We start from the raw sequence: 15,327 nt of genomic DNA, 5'->3' as shown, positions 1-15,327 counted from the left end.
ATGACTGACATCGCAACCCGCGCGAACCGCGTGGTGGCAACGCCCGGAGGCCGCAGCCGTCACAACGGCGGCGGCCCCCGGGCGGGCACCATAGCCGCCTTCCTGACCCCGTTCTTCCTCCCGTTCGTGCTGTTCTACCTGGTGCCGATCGCCTACGCGGTCTGGCAGAGCTTCCTCGTCGTGCGCCGCACCGGCGGCCAGTACGGCACGTCGTACACGACCTTCGGCGGCTTCGAGCAGTACGTTCAGGTGTTCCAGAACACGGAGTTCTGGTCTAGCATCGGGCGCATCGGACTGTTCGGCATCGTGCAGGTGCCGGTCATGCTGTTCGTCGCGCTGATCATCGCGCTGCTGCTCGACACTCCCCTGCTGAAGCTGAAGGGGTTCTTCCGCATCACGGCGTTCATGCCGTACGCCGTGCCCGGCGTCATCGCCGCGATCATGTGGTCGTTCCTCTACTCGCCGCAGCTCAGCCCCCTCGTCGACCTGCTGAAGGCCATCGGCCTCCAGCCCGACTTCCTCGGCCCGGGCGCCGTGCTGTGGTCGGCGGCGAACGTCTCCACCTGGCTGTGGACCGGCTACAACATGCTGATCATGTTCTCGGCGCTGCAGGCGATCCCGCAGGAGCTCTACGAGGCCGCCAAGCTCGACGGTGCGAGCACCTGGGCGATCGCGTGGCGGATCAAAGTCCCGATCATCGCTCCGTCGATCATCCTCACCACGGTGTTCTCGATCATCGGCACGCTGCAGCTCTACGCCGAGCCGGCCGTGCTGCGCCAGATCTCCTCGAACATCTCGAGCACGTTCACCCCGAACATGCTCGCGTACGCGGTGGCCTCCGGGAACAACTACCAGCAGGCGGCGGCGATCTCCGTGGTCATCGCCGTCATCACCTTCGTCTTGAGCTTCGGGTTCATGCGACTGACCTCGAAGAGGGCCGGACTGTGAGCAACCAGACCCCGACCCGCGAAAGCCGCGTCAGCCGCACGGCCGCCATGGCTCTGATGTTCCTCCTGGCGATCTACTTCCTGCTGCCGCTCTACTTTCTGATCGTCGCGGCGACAAAACCGCAGGGCGACCTCGCCTCCACCTTCGGGCTGACGTTCTCGCACTTCGACCTGTTCAAGAATCTGGACACCCTGTTCAGCCGCAGCGACGGCATCTTCGGGCGATGGGCCCTGAACAGCGTGATCTACGCGGTGCTGGGCGCGGCCGTCGGAACCCTGATCTCCGCGCTGTGCGGCTACGCGCTCGCCAAGTTCAAGTTCCGGGGCCGCGAGTTCCTGTTCTCCGTCATCCTCGGCGGTGTCCTCGTTCCCACCACCGCGCTCGCGCTCCCGCTGTTCCTCCTGTTCTCGGCGACCGGGATCGTCAACACCTACCTCGCGGTGTTCCTGCCCAGCATCGTCAGCCCGTTCGGCGTCTACCTCGCCCGCATCTTCACCGCCGCCGCCGTCCCCGAGGAGATCCTCGAGTCGGCGCGCCTGGACGGCGCCGGCGAGTTCCGCACGTTCTTCTCGGTGGCGCTCAAGCTGCTGACGCCGTCGCTGGTGACCATCTTCCTGTTCCAGTTCGTCGGCATCTGGAACAACTTCTTCCTGCCGATGGTGATGCTGCAGAAGGAGTCGCTCTTCCCGATCACGCTCGGCCTCTACCAGTGGAACGGTCAGACCGCCCGAGCCCCGCTTCTTCAGGAATCCGTGATCACCGGCTCGCTGGTCTCGATCGTGCCCGTGATCATCCTGTTCATCCTTCTTCAGCGGTTCTGGCGCACCGGGCTCGCCTCCGGCTCGATCAAGTGACTCCGTACCGCCACTCCCCTGTCTTCCACGTTCCCACCAGCAGAAGGTCCCCTCTCCCCATGCAGAACTCCGCCGTCTTCGTGCCCCATTTCCACTGGGACCGGGAATGGTATGAGCCGTTCCAGGTGTTCCGGCACCGGCTTGTCACCGCTCTCGACACCGTGCTGGAGACGGCCGAGGCGAACCCGGACTTCCGGTTCACCGTCGACGGGCAGATGGCCGCGATCGAGGACTACCTGGAGATGCGACCGGAGAACCGCGATCGGGTCGCGGCCCTGGTCGCCGGCGGCCGGCTCGCCATCGGGCCGTGGCTCATCCTGCTCGACGAGTTCCTGTGCTCCGGCGAGACCATCGTGCGCAACCTGCAGATGGGGTGGGCGGCCGCGGCGGACCTCGGCGGCTCGATGCCCATCGGCTACCTGCCGGACATGTTCGGCCACGTCGCGCAGATGCCGCAGATCCTGGCGCGCGCCGGGATCGAGCACGCGGCGCTGTGGCGCGGTGTTCCCGGCTCCGTCGACGGTCACGCCTTCCGCTGGCGCGCTCCCGACGGCTCCGAGGTGCGCACCGAGTTCCTCTTCGACGGCTACGACAACGGCCTCGACGTCCTGCTGGTGCCCGACCAGATCGGGCGCGCGCTCGGCGAGTACGCGGAGATGACGGCCGAGCGGTGGGGCGGCGATCCGCTGCTCGCGATGGCCGGCACCGACCACAACGCGCCCGACCCGCAGCTCGCGGCCTGGCTGCGGCGGGCGTCCAGCGACGAGCGCGCCATCACCATCGCGACGCTCGACGAGTACATCCGCAAGCACGTGCGCGACGAGGTCTCCGCCGTCGTCACCGGTGAGCTCCGCAGCCACGTGCGCGGCAACATCCTCCCGGGCGTGCTCTCCGTACGGCTCGGGCTCAAGCAGCGGATGGCCGTCGCCGAGCGCACGATCGACCACGCCGAGCGGGTGAACGCCCTGTGGTCCCGGCGCGACGACTCGCCGTTCCTCTCGCTCGCGTGGCACAAGATCATCGAGTCGTCCGCGCACGACTCGGTCGTCGGCTCCGGCACCGACGAGACCTCCGACCAGGTCGAGGCGCGTCTCGCCGAGGCCACGCACGCGGCGCGGGCGGTTCGGGACGCGGCCCTCGCCGAGCCCGCCGCCCTGGTGCCGAGCGACGGCTACCTGGTCGCCAACCCGCTGCCGTTCCCGCGCACGGCCCTGGTCGAGGTGGACGTCGTGGCCCCGCCCGAGGGAACCGTTCTGGTCGCGACCGCCGCCGACGGCTCGGCGCATCCCGCCCAGCTGACCTCGCAGGCCCCGACCGTGCTCAGCGACGAGCGCATGGACGCCTCGCAGCTCGAACGCGTGCTGCGCCGCATCCACCGCCGCGAGCTCTTCGGCCGTCTGATCGACCACTACGAGCTCACCCCGGGATCGCTCGTCTTCCACCTCGCCGAGGTGCCGGCCGGCGGACCGTTCGACCTGCTGATCCTGCGCCGGGAGGTCGCCGCCGCGGCCGCCGCGCATCCGGGTGAGTGGAGGGTGCTGACGCTGGAGGAGGCCCGCGCGACCGCGCTTGTGCCCGTGGACGTCCCCGCCTCCGGGCTTGCGAGCTTCCGGGTCGAACCGAGCGACCGGACCGCCGCGTGGTCGGCGACGTTCGCACCCGCGACGGCGACGGCCCGCGCTCTCTCGAACGGACTGGTCGAGGTCGCGATGGCCGCCGACGGCACCCTGGACGTGACCGGGGCCGACGGCACCGTGCTGCACGGAGTCGGCCGCCTCGTCGACGGCGGTGACCGCGGCGACAGTTACAACTACGCTCCGCCGGCGAAGGACGTGCTCGTGTCGGAGCCGGCGGAGGTCGCCGTCGAACTCCTCGAGAACGGCCCGCTGCGTTCGCGGATGCGGGTCACCCGCGTCTACGAATGGCCCGCCGCGCTCTCCTCCGAGCGTGATCTACGCAGCGACCGGACCGTGCCGACCCCGGTGGAGACCCTCGTGGAGGTGCGCGCGGGTGAGCCGTTCGTGCGCGTGTCCACGTCGTTCCTGAACTCCTCCGCCGACCACCGGCTGCGCTTCCACGTGCCGCTGCCCGAACCGGCGGCCGTGTCCGCGTCCGCCGGGCAGTTCGCCGTCACCGAGCGTGGGCTCACCGCCGAGGGCGGCTGGGGCGAATACCCGATCCCGACCTTCCCCGCGAGCTCGTTCGTGTCGGCCGGAGCCGCCAACGTGCTGCTCGACCACGCCACCGAGTACGAACTCGTCGGCGACGGCTCCGAACTGGCCATCACGCTGCTGCGCGCGATCGGCTCGATCAGCGTCAACATCCATCCGCTCCGTGACGAGCCCGCGGCGAGCGAGATCCCCGCGCCGGGCGCGCAGGATCTCGGCGTGCGCATCGAGAACCGCTTCGCCGTCGTGCCCTCGGCGACCGGCTGGCAGGGCGCGAACGCGGTCGCTCTCGCCGAGGACTTCCGCAACGACGTGCTGGTCGCCCGCGGGACCGCGTCCGCCGGGGGTCAGCTGCCCCCCGACGCGACCGGCGTGCGGGTCGACGGTACGGACATCCTCGTCTCGAGCATCCGCCGCGTCGCCGACGACGACCGCGGCGCCGGCACCGAGGTGCGGTTGACCGCGATGAGCGACACGGGATCGGCCGTCCGCGTGACCGGCGCGTTCACGGAGGCCACCACGGTCGACCTGCTCGGCCGGCCTCTCTCCGCGGCGCCGGTCGCGGACGGACTCGAACTCGCCCTCGGCCCGTGGGAGATCCGAACGGTCGTGGTCCGATAGACACTGCGACCGTTGTTCTCAAGAAAGGGTTGTGACCTCGTGCCCTCCCAACTTTCCGCCTACGTTTCGGACACCGCACCGGGGCGTGGCGCGCTGCGCACGGCGCGCTCGTGGCTGCACTCCGACGCCCCCCGCCTTTCGCTGAACGGGCTCTGGCGTTTCCGTCTGTCTCCCACGGCGTCGGTGGCGGAGGACTTCGCGGCCGAAGACTTCGACGACGGCGGCTGGGACGGCATCCCGGTGCCCTCCCACTGGGTGCTCCAGGGTGACGGAGCCTACGGCCGGCCGATCTACACGAACGTGCAGTTCCCGTTCCCGATCGACCCACCCCATGTCCCGGATGAGAACCCCACCGGCGACTATCGCCGCCACTTCGACGTGCCCGCCGACTGGTCGGACGCCGAGCGCGTTGTGCTGCGGTTCGACGGCGTCGAGTCGCTCTTCACGCTGTGGGTGAACGGCGACGAGATCGGCGGCGCCGCCGGCAGCCGGCTCGCCCATGAGTTCGACGTGACCTCGTCGCTGCGCCCGGGCGACAACGTCGTCGCCGTGCGCGTGCACCAGTGGTCGGCGGCCAGCTATGTCGAAGACCAGGACCAGTGGTGGCTGCCGGGCATCTTCCGTGACGTCACCCTGATCGCACGGCCGGCCGGAGGCATCGAGGACGTCTGGCTGCGGACCGGGTTCGACGATGGGCGCGGACGGATCGAGATGGAGGTCACCGCCGACGCGGCGGCGTTCCCGGTCACCCTTCGCCTCCCCGAACTCGGCATCGAGCAGGTCTGGGCGACGGCGGCCGACGTTGCCCCGCTCGACGTCGACGGCGTGGAGCCCTGGTCTGCCGAGCTGCCTCGCCTGTACGACGTCACCGTGTCGACGGCCGCGGAGAGCATCGCCCTGCGGGCGGGTTTCCGCACGGTCGAGATCCGCGGCGACCGGTTCCTGGTCAACGGGCGCCGCGTCGTGTTCCACGGGATGAATCGCCACGAGACCCACCCCGAGCGCGGCCGCGTCTTCGACGAGGAGCACGCCCGCGAGGACCTGGCCCGCATGAAGCGGTTCAACGTGAACGCGATCCGCACCAGCCACTACCCGCCGCACCCGCGACTGCTCGACCTTGCCGACGAGCTCGGATTCTGGGTCGTCCTCGAATGCGATCTCGAGACGCACGGCTTCGACAAGCTGGGCTGGGTCGGCAATCCGAGCGATGACCCGGCGTGGCGTGAGGCGTATCTCGACCGCATCCGGCGCACCGTCGAACGGGACAAGAACCACCCCAGCATCGTGATCTGGTCGCTCGGCAACGAGGCGGGAACCGGTGGCAACCTCGCCGCGATGTCGGCGTGGGTCCACGCCCGCGACCCCGAAAGGCCCGTGCACTACGAGGGCGACCACGCCGGCGAGTACACCGACGTCTACTCGCGGATGTACTCCTCGGTGCTCGAGACCGAGCAGATCGGAACCGACGGCTCACGCGCGCCGCTGCTGAACTGCACTCCCGCGCAGGGCGCCCGGCAGCGCACCAAGCCGTTCCTGCTCTGCGAATACGCCCACGCGATGGGCAACGGGCCGGGAGCGCTCGACCAGTACGAGGCGCTGGTGCACGAGCATCCGCGGCTGCACGGCGGCTTCGTCTGGGAGTGGCGCGATCACGGCATCCTGTCGACGACCCCGGACGGCAGGCCCTACTACGCGTACGGCGGCGACTTCGGAGAGGTCGTCCACGACGGCAACTTCGTGATGGACGGAATGCTGCTGAGCGACGACGTCCCGACTCCGAGCCTCCACGAGTACAAGGCGGTCGTGGCGCCGGTCCGCTTCGCCTTCGACGGCGACGAGGTCGCGGTCACCAGCCTGCGGCACTCGGCCGACACCTCCGACCTGCGCTTCCGCTGGCGCGTCGAGCACGACGGGACGCTCGTGGACTCCGGGGACCTGGAGGTCCCCGTCGTCGCGGCGGGCGGGTCGGCGCGGGTGCCGCTTCCACGGATCCCGGTGTCGCCGGACTCGGAGACGTGGCTCACCGTTGACGCGGTGCTGGCGGCCCAGACCGCTTGGGCGCCCGACGGGCATGTGATCGCGACCGCCCAGCTGGACCGTTCGGCGCCTCGTCCCGCGCCCGCCGTCCGACGCGAAACGAACTGGCGGCGGAGTGACGGAACGCTGACGCTGGGAATCGCCGAGTTCGTCGACGGGTCCCTCGTGCGCCTCGCCGGTCGTGCCGTGGCCGGCCCGCGGCTGGAGCTGTTCCGTGCCCCGACCGACAACGACGAGGGCGCGTCCCAAGAGGTCGAGGAGAGCGACGCGAGCATCGCCGGGGTCTCCAACGCCGAACTGTGGCGTCGCGACGGCCTCGACCGGCTGACCACGCGGCGACTGTCCGTGGAGCGCGGCGCGGACGCCCTGCGAACGATCTCCAAGGTCTCGGCGGCGAACTCCGCCCTGTCGGTGATCGTGGAGTCCGTCTGGTCGCTTGAGGACGACGAACTCGAGTTGCGTGTGGAGATCGAGCCCTCGAAGGGCTGGCCGACGGTGTGGCCGCGGATCGGGATCCGTTTCGACCTGCCCGATGGCGCCGCTCCCGTCGACGGCGCCGAGTGGTTCGGCCTCGGCCCGCTCGAGTCCTACCCCGACAGTCTCCGCGCGGCACGCACCGGCCGTTTCTCCTCCACCATCGACGACCTCTCCGTCGACTACGCGCGGCCCCAGGAGACCGGGCACCGCTCCCTGCTGCGACAGCTGACGCTGACGAGCGCCGGCACCGAGGTGCTACGCATCGTGACAGTGCCGGATACTCGCGGACGTCGCCCCGGCTTCACGCTCAGCCGCCACGCCCCGCAGCAGATCGCACGGGCCGGACACCCGTTCCAGCTTCCGGATTCGACGACGAGTCACCTGATCGTCGATGCGGCCCAGCACGGGCTCGGCTCACGGGCCTGTGGGCCGGACGTGTGGCCCGAGTTCGCGCTTCGCCCCGAGGCCCGCACGATCAGGCTTCGCATTGCGGCGGGCTAGTCACGCGGTCCGCTGTGTCCGCTGTGTCCGCAGTGTGCACGGTGTCCGCAGCGCCGCCGGGGAGCGGGCGGAGCCATGCTCCGCCCGCTCCCCGGTCGCGCGGCGGCGCCCCCGTCCGGCCGCCGTCACCGGCGGTCGATCAAGACACCCGCTCGGATCGCCACGAGCCGGATGCGGTCTCGCGTGCGGGCAGGACGTTATGACAATATGTCAGGACAAAGTAGTGCCGTAGCATGTGGTCAACGGGCACGCTGCCCCCATCGTCAGCTGCCGGAAAAGGCCTCATGCCACGGCGGGAACGACCCAAACACGTATCGGAACGGGGATCACGAATGCGCATCGGGCTAGCGGGTGTCGGACGGATAGGCGCCTTCCATGCCAGGACCCTGGCGGCTCTCGACTTCGTCGACGAGCTCGTCGTGACGGACGCCGACCTCGGGGCGGCCAAGTCCGTCGCCGACGAGCTCGGGATCGAAGTCGCTCCGGACGCCGAGGCGCTGCTCGCGTCGGGCGTCGACGGCTTCGTGATCACCACGGCCACCCCCGCCCATGCGCCGCTCCTGCGTCAGGGCATCGCCGCGGGGGTGCCCACCTTCTGCGAGAAGCCGGTGGCCTCCACCCTCGCGGAGACCATCGGGCTGGCCGACCTCGCCGCGTCCACCGGCGTGCAGGTGCACGTCGGCTTCCAGCGGCGGTTCGACGCCGGTTACCGGCGGGCGCGGGCCGCGGTGGAGTCCGGGGAGCTCGGATTCATCCACACCATCAGGGCCAACACCCACGACCAGGCCCCGCCGCACGCGTCCTACATCCCGACCTCCGGCGGCATCTTCCGCGACTGCAACGTGCACGACTTCGACATCCTCCGGTTCGTCACCGGGCGGGAAGTGGCCTCCGTCTACGCGACGGGCGCCAACAAGGGCGCCGACTTCTTCGCCGCGGCCGGTGACGTCGACACCGCCGGAGCCCTGCTGACCCTGGACGACGGCACGATCGTCCTGATCTCCTCGACCCGCTACAACGGCGCCGGCCACGACGTCCGCATGGAGGTCCACGGCGAGAAGGGCACGATCGCCGTCGGGCTGGACCACTCGCTGGCGATGCGCTCCGCCGAGGAGGGCGTCGACTTCCCCCGGGGTCCCCAGAAGTGGTCGTTCATGGAGCGCTTCCTCCCCGCGTACCAGGCCGAGCTCACCGCGTTCGCGGAGGTCGTCCGCGGCGAGCGGACCTCCCCCTGCACCGTCCGCGACGCGCTCGAGGCCTCCCGCATCGCCGAGGCCTGCGAGCTCTCCCGAGCGGAGCGCCGGCCCGTCGCCCTTTCCGAGATCAAGGGAATCTGAGGACATGACCACTGTGAGCACCACGAGCATCCCGTCGGGCGACCGCCGCCCGGTGGCCGACCGCGTCGCCGGAGCGCCCATCTCCTGGGGCGTCAGCGAGGTCCCCGGATGGGGTTTCCAGCTCGAACCGGACACCGTACTGCGCCAGATGCGAGCCCTCGGCCTCAGCGCCACCGAGTTCGGCCCTGACGGTTTCCTGCCCGACGACCCCCAGGCCAAGGCGGCGACGCTGGCCGGTTACGGGTTGAAGGCGGTCGGGCAGTTCGTCCCCGTCGTCCTGCACGATCCGGGCCACGACCCCCTCCCGGACGTCGAGCGCGCGATGGAGGGGCTGGTCGCGGCCCAGGCCTCCACCGTCGTCATCGCCGCCGCCACCGGCCAGGAGGGCTACGACGACCGTCCGGTCCTCGACGAGTCGGGATGGTCGGCCCTGCTGGGCAACCTCGACCGCATCACCGACGCCGCCGCAGCCCACGGGCTCGTCGCCACGCTGCACCCCCACGTCGGCACGATGATCGAGAGCGGCGAGGAGACCGAGCGGGTGCTCGCCGGCAGCCGCATCGGCCTGTGCCTCGACACCGGGCACCTCCTCATCGGCGGCGGCGACCCCGTCGCCATCGCCGAGCGCAGTCCCGAGCGGATCGTCCACACCCACCTGAAGGACGTCCGGGTCGACTGGGCCAGGCGCGTGCAGTCCGGCGACGTGACCTACACCGAGGCCGTGGCCGGCGGCATGTACGTCCCGCTCGGAGAGGGCGACGTCGACATCAGCGCCATCGTGGCCGCGCTCGAGGGCAGCGGGTACGCGGGGTGGTACGTCCTGGAGCAGGACACCATCCTCGCCGGCCCGCCGGCCGCCGGAGGGCCGGACCCGGTGGCGGACGTGCGGGCGAGCATCGCGCACCTGCTCGCCGTGGCAGGCGGCCCGAGCGCGGCGAAGGCATGACGATGGCCCCAGCGGCATACGATCTCGTGGCCATGGGCCGGGTCGGGGTGGACATCTACCCGCTCGACTCCGGCGTGGGTCTCGAGGACGTCGAGCGTTTCGGGAAGTTCCTCGGCGGCAGCGCGACCAACGTGACGGTGGCCGCGGCCCGGTACGGGCGCCGGTCCGCGATCATCACGCGCACCGGCCGGGACCCGTTCGGCCGGTATGTTCACCGGGCGCTGCGTGACTTCGGCGTCGACGACGTGTTCGTCACGGAGGTCGACGGCCCACCGACGCCGGTGACCTTCTGCGAGATCTTCCCCCCGGACGACTTCCCCCTGTACTTCTACCGCTACCCGACCGCCCCCGACCTGATGATCGAGGCGCAGGAGCTCCCGCTCGACGCGATTCGTGAGGCGTCGGTCTACTGGGCCACCGTCACCGGACTGTCGCAGGAGCCGTCGCGCGCCGCGCACTTCGCCGCCTGGCAGGCCCGCGAACGGCGGCCGCACACCGTCCTCGACCTCGACTACCGGCCCATGTTCTGGCCGGACCGGAGCGAGGCCGCCGTACAGGTCGGCAAGGCCCTCGATCATGTCACCGTGGCGGTGGGCAACCGCGAGGAGTGCGAGGTCGCCGTCGGCGAGACCGAGCCGCAGCGCGCGGCGGACGCCCTGCTCGAACGCGGGGTGGAGCTCGCGATCGTCAAGCAGGGCCCCAGGGGGGTGCTCGCCGCGACCGCCGACGAGCGTGTCGAGGTCCCGCCCTTCCCCGTCACGGTCGTCAACGGCATCGGTGCCGGGGACGCCTTCGGCGGTGCGCTCGTCCACGGGCTGCTCAATGGATGGGACCTGCACCGCGTGTTGCGGTTCGCCAACGTGGCCGGCGCCCTCGTCGCCGCGAAACTCGAGTGCTCCAGTGCGATGCCGACCGAGGCCGAGGTCGAGGCCGCCCTCGCCGGCCGGGAACAGGAAGAGGGACGATGACGACGACATCGAGCCGTGCGAGCCGTGCGAGCATCGCCGAGCTGACCGAGATCCGGGTGCGCGAGCCCCGGCGGATCACCGAGGGGTGGGCCGCCAGAAGGCGCCGCGAGCTCGTCGGCGAGGACGGCCGGCTGCTCATCGTGGCCGCGGATCATCCTGCCCGCGGCGCACTCGGCGTCCGCGACGACAGCCATGCGATGGCCTCGCGCAGCAACCTGCTGGAGCGCCTCGCCACGGCGCTGTCCCGCCCGGGTGTCGACGGCGTGCTCGGCACGCCGGACGTGCTCGACGACCTGCTGCTCATGGGTGCGCTGGAGGGCAAGGTCGCCATCGGTTCGATGAACCGGGGCGGTCTGCAGGGTTCGGCCTTCGAGTTCGACGACCGGTTCACCGCCTACACGGCCAAGGAGATCGCGGCCAGCGGCATCGACGGCGGGAAGATGCTGACCCGGATCTGCTACGGCGACCCCGGAACCGTCGCGACGCTCGAGGCGAGCGCCCGCGCGGTCACCGATCTGGCCGAGCGGGGCGTGATGGCGATGGTGGAACCCTTCCTGTCCGTCCGCCAGGATGGACGCGTGCGGAACCTGCTCGACCCCGACTCGACCATCAGGTCGATCCACATCGCGGCGGGGCTCGGCGCGACGAGCCGGCACACCTGGCTGAAACTGCCGGTCGTCGACGAGCTGGAACGGGTCATGGACGCGACCACGCTGCCGGCCCTCCTGCTCGGCGGAGATCCGAGCGGGCACCCCGACGAGACGTATGGCGCGTGGGGCCGGGCTCTGGACCTGCCCGCCGTACGCGGGCTGGTCGTGGGGCGGGCGCTGCTGTTCCCTCCGGACGGCGACGTCGCCGCGGCGGTCGACATCGCCGCGGGCCTCGTGCACGGGAGGCGGCCGTGAGCGACGGCAAACGCTGGGTCCGTCCTTTCGGGACGGCCGCCTCGGGCGAGTTCGAGGTGTCGATCGACGACACCTACGACGGCTGGACGCACACGAGCCTGCGGGTGGCCACGCTGGAGCCGGCCGGTCAGGTGACCGTCGCCACCGGCGACGACGAGGTCCTCGTCGTGCCCATGCGGGGAGGCGCCGAGGTCACGGCCGTCGACCACGCGGGTGAGCGCCACGAGGCCCGGCTCGCCGGGCGGGAGAGCGTCTTCGCCGGTCCGACCGACGTCGCCTACGTCCCGCGGGGGTCCCACCTCACCATGCGCAACCCCGGCGCGGACCAGGTGAGGATCGCGCTCTGCGGCGCGAAGGCGACCAAGCGGCAGGTGCCGCCGCCGTTCCGGCACGTGGCCGCCGCCGAGGTCCCCGTCGAGCTCCGCGGAGCGGGTACGGCCTCGCGCGAGGTGCGCAACTTCGGCGTCCCGCAGGTGCTCGACGCAGACTCGATCATCGCCTGCGAGGTCGTCACGCCGGCGGGCAACTGGAGCTCCTACCCGCCGCACAAGCACGACGAGGAACGCGACGGCGTGGAGACCGAGCTCGAGGAGATCTACTACTTCGAGGTCAGGACCGAGCCCGGCGGCTCTGCCCCGGGTGCGGATCCCGTCGGCTACCAGCGGGTCTACGGCACGGACGCGCGGCCCATCGACGTCCTCGCCGAGGTCCGCTCCGGTGACGTCGTCCTCGTGCCGCACGGGTGGCACGGCCCGGCGATGGCACCTCCCGGTTACGATCTCTACTACCTCAACGTGATGGCCGGCCCCGGTATGACACGGGCCTGGCTGATCTGCGACGACCCCGCGCACAGGTGGGTGCGGGAGTCGTGGGCCCAGCAGGACGTCGATCCCAGGCTTCCGATCGGAGGATTGCGATGACCTCGACCGCAGAGACGGTGCGCCTGACCGTGGGCCAGGCCGTCGTCCGTTTCCTGGCCAACCAGTGGAGCGAACGCGACGGACGGCGCCAGAAGCTGTTCGCCGGGTGTCTCGGGATCTTCGGTCACGGCAACGTCGCCGGGATCGGCCAGGCGCTGCTGCAGAACGAGCTCGCCGCCGGCGAGGAGCGCCTGCCGTACGTGCTGGCCCGCAACGAGCAGGCGATGGTCCACACGGCGGTGGCCTACGCACGGCAGAAGGACCGCCTGCAGACGTGGGCCTGCACCGCGTCCGTCGGCCCCGGTTCGACCAACATGCTCACCGGCGCCGCGCTCGCCACCGTCAACCGGCTCCCGGTGCTGCTCCTGCCCTCGGGCACGTTCGCGACCCGGGTGGCCGGGCCGGTGCTGCAGGAGCTCGAGGCGCCGTACGCCGCGGATCTCACCGTCAACGACGCCTTCCGCCCGCTGTCGCGCTTCTTCGACCGGGTCAGCCGGCCGGAGCAGCTGCCCTCGGCGCTGCTCGGCGCCATGAGGGTGCTCACCGACCCGGTGGAGACCGGGGCGGTGACCGTCGCGCTGCCCCAGGACGTGCAGGCCGAGGCGTTCGACTGGCCGGTGGAGCTCTTCGCCGAGCGGGTCTGGCGGGTGGGCCGGCCCCTTCCCGAGGCCGTCGACGTCGCCGACGCCGCCGCGCTCATCCGCTCCGCGCGGCGCCCGTTCGTGGTGGCCGGCGGCGGGGTGCACTACTCCGGCGCGGAGGACGCGCTGCGCGCGTTCAGCGAGGCGACCGGCATCCCGGTCGGCGAGAGTCAGGCGGGCAAGGGCTCGCTGCCGCACGGGCACCCTCAGGCGATGGGCGCCGTCGGCTCGACGGGCACGACCGCCGCCAACGCCCTCGCCGTCGAGGCCGACGTGGTCATCGGCGTCGGAACCCGTTACAGCGACTTCACCACCGCCTCGCGCACCGCCTTCCAGAACCCGGACGTCCGCTTCGTCAACGTCAACGTCGCCCGCTTCGACGCCGGCAAGCTCTCGGGGCTGTCGGTCGTGGCCGACGCCCGGGAGGCGCTCATCGCGCTGACCGCCGCCCTGGACGGGTACGCGGTGCACCCGGCGTACCGCGACCGGCAGGCGGAGTTGTGGCAGGACTGGGACGCACGGGTGGAGACGGCCCACAACCCGCCGGCGGAGATCACCGACACGCTCGCCGACGGCGTGCTCACCCAGGGCACCGTCCTCGGCCGCGTCAACGAGCTGTCCGACCCGAGGGACGTGGTGGTGTGCGCGGCCGGCTCCATGCCGGGAGACCTGCACAAGCTGTGGCGGGTCAGGGACCGCAAGTCCTACCACGTCGAGTACGGCTTCTCCTGCATGGGTTATGAGATCCCCGGCGGCATCGGCGTGCGGCTGGCCGACCCGGACAGGGACGTGTTCGTCCTGGTGGGCGACGGCTCCTACCTGATGATGCCGACCGAGCTGGTCACCGCGGTGCAGGAACGACTCAAGATCATCGTCGTCCTGGTGCAGAACCACGGCTTCCACTCCATCGGCTCGCTCTCGGAGTCGCTCGGATCACAGCGATTCGGCACCGCCTACCGCTTCCGCAACGACGCCACCGGCCGTCTGGACGGGGAGAGGCTGCCGATAGACCTCGCCGCCAACGCCCGGAGCCTCGGCGCCACCGTGATCGAGGCGCACAGCCGCAAGGAGCTCGAGCAGGCGATCAGGGACGCCAAGGCCGCCCCCGCGGACGGCGGTCCCATCGTCATCCACGTCGAGACCGACCCCACCGTCCACGCTCCGGACAGCGAGTCCTGGTGGGACGTCCCGGTCAGCCAGGTCAGCGATCTCGACACCACGCGGCGGGCCCATGACGCCTACACGGCGCACAAGGCCGCCCAGCGCCCCTACCTGGCGCCGACGGAGATAACCGACCGATGAGCAGGCGGCGCGGATGATCTGCGCTGTCGTCAACGGCCTCTGACCCGGGTGGGCGGTACGGAGGTCGAACCAGCGACCTCCTCGGTACGGGGTCAGCCGTCCTCGAGGCGGAACCCGACCTTCATGCCGACCTGGAAATGACCTACCTCGCCGTCGACGATGTGTCCTCTGACCTCTGTCACCTCGAACCAGTCGAGGTGACGCAGGGTCTGCGAGGCGCGGCGGACGCCGTTGCGGATCGCATCCTCAACACTCTCCCCCGATGTGCCGACTATTTCGGTCACGCGATACGTTCGATCTGTCACCACATCTTCCTTCCCCGGAAGCCATGATCATATGACCGTTCGCATCCACCTGATTCGAGGTCTAAATTGGGATTTGTGAGGGGATGGCGCAGACGACCGGTAGTGCACCAGGTGACCGATGCCAAACCGTCTCTGAGCGAGGACATCGGCAAGCGGGAGAAGAGCTACTTCATCAAGATGGGGATCCGGCTGATCTGCCTGGTCCTGGCCTTCACCGTGCCCGCTCCGCTGCCCGTACGGCTACTGCTCTTCGCCGGGGCGATCTTTTTGCCATACATTGCCGTGATCGGGGCAAACGCTCCCCAAAAGGGGCCATCTCGTGGCCCTGACGTGGAAGATTCCGGACAAAGCGAGATTCCACTCCACCGACGCGAGATCGGGTCGTGACTAAGTCTTG

Annotated in this window: 12 protein-coding genes; 11 read left to right on the top strand and 1 reads right to left on the bottom strand. The window is 70.6% G+C overall.

Annotation, left to right across the window (positions count from 1 at the left end; all coding sequences use genetic code 11):
• The 10 genes from DKM19_RS15700 (at position 1) to iolD (ending at position 14,625) form a co-directional block, all read left to right on the top strand.
• Positions 1-948, top strand: a complete 948-nt coding sequence (locus DKM19_RS15700; RefSeq protein WP_110696325.1) for a carbohydrate ABC transporter permease — start codon at positions 1-3, stop codon at positions 946-948.
• Entirely contained in the window at positions 945-1,802 is an 858-nt protein-coding gene (locus tag DKM19_RS15695; protein WP_089205475.1) for a carbohydrate ABC transporter permease, read from the top strand. Before DKM19_RS15700 ends, DKM19_RS15695 begins: the two co-directional genes overlap by 4 nt.
• A 59-nt stretch (positions 1,803-1,861) precedes the next feature.
• Positions 1,862-4,591 (top strand): glycoside hydrolase family 38 C-terminal domain-containing protein, encoded by a 2,730-nt coding sequence (locus DKM19_RS15690; protein WP_110696324.1) that lies wholly within the window; start codon positions 1,862-1,864, stop codon positions 4,589-4,591.
• A 39-nt stretch (positions 4,592-4,630) separates the two neighbouring features.
• Complete coding sequence (locus DKM19_RS15685; protein WP_110696323.1) at positions 4,631-7,606, top strand: glycoside hydrolase family 2 TIM barrel-domain containing protein; 2,976 nt, start codon at positions 4,631-4,633, stop codon at positions 7,604-7,606.
• Positions 7,607-7,938: 332 nt separating this feature from the next.
• Entirely contained in the window at positions 7,939-8,943 is a 1,005-nt protein-coding gene (locus DKM19_RS15680; protein WP_110696322.1) for a Gfo/Idh/MocA family oxidoreductase, read from the top strand.
• A 4-nt stretch (positions 8,944-8,947) separates the two neighbouring features.
• Positions 8,948-9,889: a sugar phosphate isomerase/epimerase gene (locus DKM19_RS15675; protein ID WP_110696321.1), complete on the top strand. Its 942-nt coding sequence runs from the start codon at positions 8,948-8,950 to the stop codon at positions 9,887-9,889.
• Positions 9,886-10,857 (top strand): 5-dehydro-2-deoxygluconokinase, encoded by a 972-nt coding sequence (gene iolC, locus DKM19_RS15670; protein ID WP_110696320.1) that lies wholly within the window; start codon positions 9,886-9,888, stop codon positions 10,855-10,857. Before DKM19_RS15675 ends, iolC begins: the two co-directional genes overlap by 4 nt.
• Complete coding sequence (locus DKM19_RS15665; RefSeq protein ID WP_110696319.1) at positions 10,854-11,762, top strand: deoxyribose-phosphate aldolase; 909 nt, start codon at positions 10,854-10,856, stop codon at positions 11,760-11,762. Before iolC ends, DKM19_RS15665 begins: the two co-directional genes overlap by 4 nt.
• Positions 11,759-12,682 (top strand): 5-deoxy-glucuronate isomerase, encoded by a 924-nt coding sequence (gene iolB / locus DKM19_RS15660; protein WP_110696318.1) that lies wholly within the window; start codon positions 11,759-11,761, stop codon positions 12,680-12,682. The genes DKM19_RS15665 and iolB overlap by 4 nt, the downstream gene beginning before the upstream one ends.
• Complete coding sequence (gene iolD / locus DKM19_RS15655) at positions 12,679-14,625, top strand: 3D-(3,5/4)-trihydroxycyclohexane-1,2-dione acylhydrolase (decyclizing) (RefSeq protein WP_110696317.1); 1,947 nt, start codon at positions 12,679-12,681, stop codon at positions 14,623-14,625. Before iolB ends, iolD begins: the two co-directional genes overlap by 4 nt.
• 92 nt (positions 14,626-14,717) lie before the next feature.
• Here the strand turns inward: iolD and DKM19_RS15650 are convergent, their stop codons facing one another.
• Positions 14,718-14,930 carry a dodecin gene (locus tag DKM19_RS15650; protein WP_089205466.1) on the bottom strand — a complete coding sequence of 71 codons (213 nt, stop codon included), beginning with the start codon at positions 14,928-14,930 and terminating at the stop codon, positions 14,718-14,720.
• Between the two features lie 111 nt (positions 14,931-15,041).
• Here DKM19_RS15650 and DKM19_RS15645 point away from each other — a divergent pair, with 111 nt between their 5' ends.
• A complete protein-coding gene (locus DKM19_RS15645; protein WP_239514274.1) occupies positions 15,042-15,317 on the top strand; it encodes a DUF3099 domain-containing protein in 276 nt (91 codons plus the stop codon).
• Positions 15,318-15,327: the final 10 nt, after the last annotated feature.

Origin of the sequence: Streptosporangium sp. 'caverna', from assembly GCF_003203775.1 — a bacterium.
GTDB classification, from domain to species: domain Bacteria; phylum Actinomycetota; class Actinomycetes; order Streptosporangiales; family Streptosporangiaceae; genus Streptosporangium; species Streptosporangium subroseum.
Note: the sequence above shows the minus strand (reverse complement) of the source record. Positions and strands in the feature narration are given on the sequence as shown.

Coding starts and splice junctions, on each gene's coding strand:
- DKM19_RS15700 (WP_110696325.1), top strand. CDS start 1: ATGACTGACATCGCAACCCGCGCGAACCGCGTGGTGGCAACGCCCGGA.
- DKM19_RS15690 (WP_110696324.1), top strand. CDS start 1,862: ATGCAGAACTCCGCCGTCTTCGTGCCCCATTTCCACTGGGACCGGGAA.
- DKM19_RS15680 (WP_110696322.1), top strand. CDS start 7,939: ATGCGCATCGGGCTAGCGGGTGTCGGACGGATAGGCGCCTTCCATGCC.
- DKM19_RS15675 (WP_110696321.1), top strand. CDS start 8,948: ATGACCACTGTGAGCACCACGAGCATCCCGTCGGGCGACCGCCGCCCG.
- iolC (WP_110696320.1), top strand. CDS start 9,886: ATGACGATGGCCCCAGCGGCATACGATCTCGTGGCCATGGGCCGGGTC.
- DKM19_RS15665 (WP_110696319.1), top strand. CDS start 10,854: ATGACGACGACATCGAGCCGTGCGAGCCGTGCGAGCATCGCCGAGCTG.
- iolD (WP_110696317.1), top strand. CDS start 12,679: ATGACCTCGACCGCAGAGACGGTGCGCCTGACCGTGGGCCAGGCCGTC.